This window comes from Autumnicola lenta (assembly GCF_031846515.1).
In the GTDB taxonomy this organism is placed as follows: domain Bacteria; phylum Bacteroidota; class Bacteroidia; order Flavobacteriales; family Flavobacteriaceae; genus Autumnicola; species Autumnicola lenta.
Map to the genome: position 1 here is coordinate 1 of NZ_JAVRHO010000046.1, position 5,000 is coordinate 5,000.

Genomic DNA, 5,000 nt, shown 5'->3' on the forward strand with positions numbered 1-5,000 from the left:
GGGAGTTCATTGAGAGTAGGTACTGGAGTAAGGAAACGGGAAGAAAAGCGATTAAAAATTTTCTTCAAAAAAGTTTGCCGGAAAAGAAAAAAGCATTGTATATTTGCAGCCGCTTTTGAGGCAAACAAAAAGGCGGAGTTCTTATAAAAAGTGACGATTACAGCAGCTTAAAATTTTCTAAAAAACTTTTAAAATAAAATTTGGAGGTTAAAGAAAAAGAGTTGTATATTTGCAGCCGCTTTGAGAATAAGCAAAGTTCATTAAAAGTACTGAAAACAGAGATCGCCGATAGGGGCAAAAGATAAGGGTTCGACTCCCTGGATTTCAACAACGAGAAGCTCTTTTGAGCACGAGGTTATCCTCACCCTTCGGGGGAGGTGCCAAAGGCGGAGGGGGCAAGTTCATTGACATATTGAATTGACAAGAAATTTTATGGGAGTAATCCTGTAAAATGAGTAGCAAAGAATTAAGACTAGAAGAGTCATCTTTTGAGCTTTATTTTGTTTTAACCTTTCGGGGTTAGAGTGAAGAAACTTTTAATAGTTGTTAAGATATATAAGAAACAACGATGAAGAGTTTGATCCTGGCTCAGGATGAACGCTAGCGGCAGGCTTAACACATGCAAGTCGAGGGGCAGCACGTCTTCGGATGGTGGCGACCGGCGCACGGGTGCGTAACGCGTATACAATCTACCGCTTACTGAGGGATAGCCCATGGAAACGTGGATTAATACCTCATAGTATTATTTAGTGGCATCATTAGATAATTAAAGGTTACGGTAAGCGATGAGTATGCGTCCTATTAGTTAGTTGGTGTGGTAACGGCATACCAAGACATCGATAGGTAGGGGTCCTGAGAGGGAGATCCCCCACACTGGTACTGAGACACGGACCAGACTCCTACGGGAGGCAGCAGTGAGGAATATTGGACAATGGGCGAGAGCCTGATCCAGCCATGCCGCGTGCAGGAAGACTGCCCTATGGGTTGTAAACTGCTTTTACAGAGGAAGAACCACCCTTACGTGTAAGGGTTTGACGGTACTCTGCGAATAAGGATCGGCTAACTCCGTGCCAGCAGCCGCGGTAATACGGAGGATCCAAGCGTTATCCGGAATCATTGGGTTTAAAGGGTCCGTAGGCGGGTTTATAAGTCAGTGGTGAAAGTCTGCAGCTTAACTGTAGAACTGCCATTGATACTGTAGACCTTGAATTATTATGAAGTGGTTAGAATATGTAGTGTAGCGGTGAAATGCATAGATATTACATAGAATACCGATTGCGAAGGCAGATCACTAATAATATATTGACGCTGATGGACGAAAGCGTAGGTAGCGAACAGGATTAGATACCCTGGTAGTCTACGCCGTAAACGATGGTTACTAGCTGTCCGGCCTAATTGAGGGCTGGGTGGTTAAGCGAAAGTGATAAGTAACCCACCTGGGGAGTACGTTCGCAAGAATGAAACTCAAAGGAATTGACGGGGGCCCGCACAAGCGGTGGAGCATGTGGTTTAATTCGATGATACGCGAGGAACCTTACCAGGGCTTAAATGTAGTCTGACAGGTCTGGAAACAGACTTTCCTTCGGGCAGATTACAAGGTGCTGCATGGTTGTCGTCAGCTCGTGCCGTGAGGTGTCAGGTTAAGTCCTATAACGAGCGCAACCCCTTTTGTTAGTTGCCAGCGGGTAATGCCGGGAACTCTAGCAAGACTGCCGGTGCAAACCGTGAGGAAGGTGGGGATGACGTCAAATCATCACGGCCCTTACGTCCTGGGCCACACACGTGCTACAATGGTAGGGACAGAGAGCAGCCACTACGCGAGTAGGAGCGAATCTATAAACCCTATCACAGTTCGGATCGGAGTCTGCAACTCGACTCCGTGAAGCTGGAATCGCTAGTAATCGCATATCAGCCATGATGCGGTGAATACGTTCCCGGGCCTTGTACACACCGCCCGTCAAGCCATGGAAGCTGGGGGTACCTGAAGTCCGTTACCGCAAGGAGCGGCCTAGGGTAAAACTGGTAACTGGGGCTAAGTCGTAACAAGGTAGCCGTACCGGAAGGTGCGGCTGGAACACCTCCTTTCTAGAGCAAGGCTTATTACTTATAATAAGCATGCGCAATTGTTAAAGGGAAGTTCAAAAGGAAGTCCTTTTGGTCTTGATTTTTTGCTTGTCAATTTAATTATTAGTAGTTAAAAGTTAAAAAGTTGAAGGTTTAAAAGTTGTATAACTTTAAACATTTAGATTTTACAACTTTTACACTATTAAGGACAGTCTCATAGCTCAGCTGGTTAGAGCGCTACACTGATAATGTAGAGGTCGGCAGTTCGAGTCTGCCTGAGACTACTCGAAGAGTAGGCGCAGGGAGTGAGAAGTTTATCCCGAGCGAAGACGAGGGAAGTCTGCCTGAGACTACTAATCGCGCAGAGCGCGATAGTTATGAGTTAAAAGTTCTGAGTTCAGGGTTTTTGCTCAAAGGCAAATACGTTCATTAAAATATATTGAAAGGAAATTTTAGAAGTTGGGTAACCCAGTTTGCAGTAAGCAGGAGCAGTTAGCAGTAATAAAGACTGCCATACTGAATACTGAGACTGTCGACTAAAAAAAATGGGGGATTAGCTCAGCTGGCTAGAGCGCCTGCCTTGCACGCAGGAGGTCATCGGTTCGACTCCGATATTCTCCACCATCCCCACCTAACCTCCCCGAAGGGGAGGAACTAGTGGGAGCCCTCTCTCCCCCTTCGGGGGAGTTGGAGGGGGAACGTTCATTGACATATTGAGAAACAAAGAATACGAGAAACTACAGTTATAGAGATATAACTAAATTAAGAGCAAATTATATTAAGTATTGAACTAACTTGAAAGAGTTAAAGAGATACGAGCAAATTAGAAGGCAAAAGCACACAAGCTAAATAAGGGCGTATGGGGAATGCCTAGGCTCTCAGAGGCGAAGAAGGACGTGATAAGCTGCGAAAAGCTGCGGGGATTGGCACATACGAATTGATCCGCAGATATCCGAATGGGGCAACCCAGTACATTGAAGATGTATTATCCGTAAGGAGGCGAACCCGGGGAACTGAAACATCTAAGTACCCGGAGGAAGAGAAAACAAAAGTGATTGCGCTAGTAGCGGCGAGCGAACGCGCATTAGCCCAAACCAATGAGTTTACGGACTTATTGGGGTTGTAGGACCACGATATTCGATGCACATAGAACTGGAACATTTTGGAAAGAATGACCGCAGAGGGTGATAGTCCTGTACAGGTACAAATGTGTTATTGATAGTGGTATCCTGAGTAGTGCGGGGCACGGGAAACCCTGTATGAATCTGGCGGGACCATCCGCCAAGGCTAAATACTCCTGAGAGACCGATAGTGAACCAGTACCGTGAGGGAAAGGTGAAAAGAACCGTGAATAACGGAGTGAAATAGATCCTGAAACCATACGCTTACAAGCGGTCGGAGCCCTTTGGGGTGACGGCGTGCCTTTTGCATAATGAGCCTACGAGTTACCGTTTCCAGCAAGGTTAAGTACTTAAGGTATGGAGCCGTAGCGAAAGCGAGTCTTAATAGGGCGCCATAGTTGGTAATGGTAGACGCGAAACCGTGTGATCTACCCTTGGGCAGGTTGAAGCTGTGGTAACACATAGTGGAGGACCGAACCCGTTGACGTTGAAAAGTCTTGGGATGACCTGAGGGTAGGGGTGAAAGGCCAATCAAACTCGGAAATAGCTCGTACTCCCCGAAATGCATTTAGGTGCAGCGGTATATTAGTTTTATAGAGGTAGAGCTACTGATTGGATGCGGGGGCTTCACCGCCTACCAATTCCTGACAAACTCCGAATGCTATAAAATGATGTATACCAGTGAGGGCATGGGTGCTAAGGTCCGTGTCCGAGAGGGAAAGAACCCAGACCATCAGCTAAGGTCCCAAAATATATGTTAAGTTGAAGAAACGCGGTTGGACTGCCCAGACAGCTAGGATGTTGGCTTGGAAGCAGCCATTCATTTAAAGAGTGCGTAACAGCTCACTAGTCGAGCGGTCCGGCATGGATAATAATCGGGCATAAACATATTACCGAAGCTATGGCTTTCAGATTTATCTGAAGGGGTAGGGGAGCATTGTAACAACGTTGAAGGTGTACTGCGAGGTATGCTGGAGTGGTTACAAAAGAAAATGTAGGCATAAGTAACGATAATGCGGGCGAGAAACCCGCACACCGAAAGACCAAGGTTTCCTCAGCTATGCTAATCAGCTGAGGGTTAGTCGGGTCCTAAGGCGAACCCGAAGGGGGTAGTCGATGGACAAGCAGTTAATATTCTGCTACTTGCCCCACGTTAAAGCGGACGGAGGCGAAAATTAGGTGCGCACAGACGGAATTGTGCGTTGAAGGGAGTGGTAACACCCCGATAGTACACCAAAGCTACGGCGGCGGTGATAATCCTGAGGATCGACTTCCAAGAAAAGCGAGTGGCGGCAACCCGTACCGTAAACCGACACAGGTAGTTGGGATGAGAATTCTAAGGTGCTCGAGAGATTCATGGCTAAGGAACTAGGCAAAATGGGCCCGTAACTTCGGGAGAAGGGTCGCCCTTCAGTAATGGAGGGCCGCAGTGAAGAGGTCCAGGCGACTGTTTATCAAAAACACAGGACTCTGCTAAATCGAAAGATGACGTATAGGGTCTGACACCTGCCCGGTGCTGGAAGGTTAAGAGGAGATGTTAGCTTCGGCGAAGCATTGAATTGAAGCCCCAGTAAACGGCGGCCGTAACTATAACGGTCCTAAGGTAGCGAAATTCCTTGTCGGGTAAGTTCCGACCTGCACGAATGGTGCAACGATCTGGACACTGTCTCAGCCATGAGCTCGGTGAAATTGTAGTATCGGTGAAGATGCCGATTACCCGCTACGGGACGAAAAGACCCCGTGCACCTTTACTATAGCTTAGTATTGACTTTGGACAAGTGATGTGTAGGATAGGTGGGAGACATTGAAGCGGTA

At 47.0% G+C, this 5,000-nt stretch carries 2 tRNA genes and 2 rRNA genes (1 of these 4 running past the window's edge); all 4 read left to right on the forward strand.

The annotated features are described in order from the left end of the window. The first annotated feature begins 565 nt into the window (after nucleotides 1-565). Nucleotides 566-2,085: ribosomal RNA gene (locus RM545_RS17190) — 16S ribosomal RNA — on the forward strand. Nucleotides 2,086-2,274: 189 nt separating this feature from the next. After that, a tRNA-Ile gene (locus tag RM545_RS17195) sits at nucleotides 2,275-2,348 on the forward strand. A 263-nt stretch (nucleotides 2,349-2,611) separates the two neighbouring features. Further along, nucleotides 2,612-2,688, forward strand: a tRNA-Ala gene (locus RM545_RS17200). Between the two features lie 213 nt (nucleotides 2,689-2,901). Further along, a 23S ribosomal RNA gene (locus RM545_RS17205) occupies nucleotides 2,902-5,000 on the forward strand (it continues 736 nt past the right edge of the window). Together the 16S and 23S rRNA genes with 2 tRNA genes alongside form the textbook arrangement of a ribosomal RNA operon.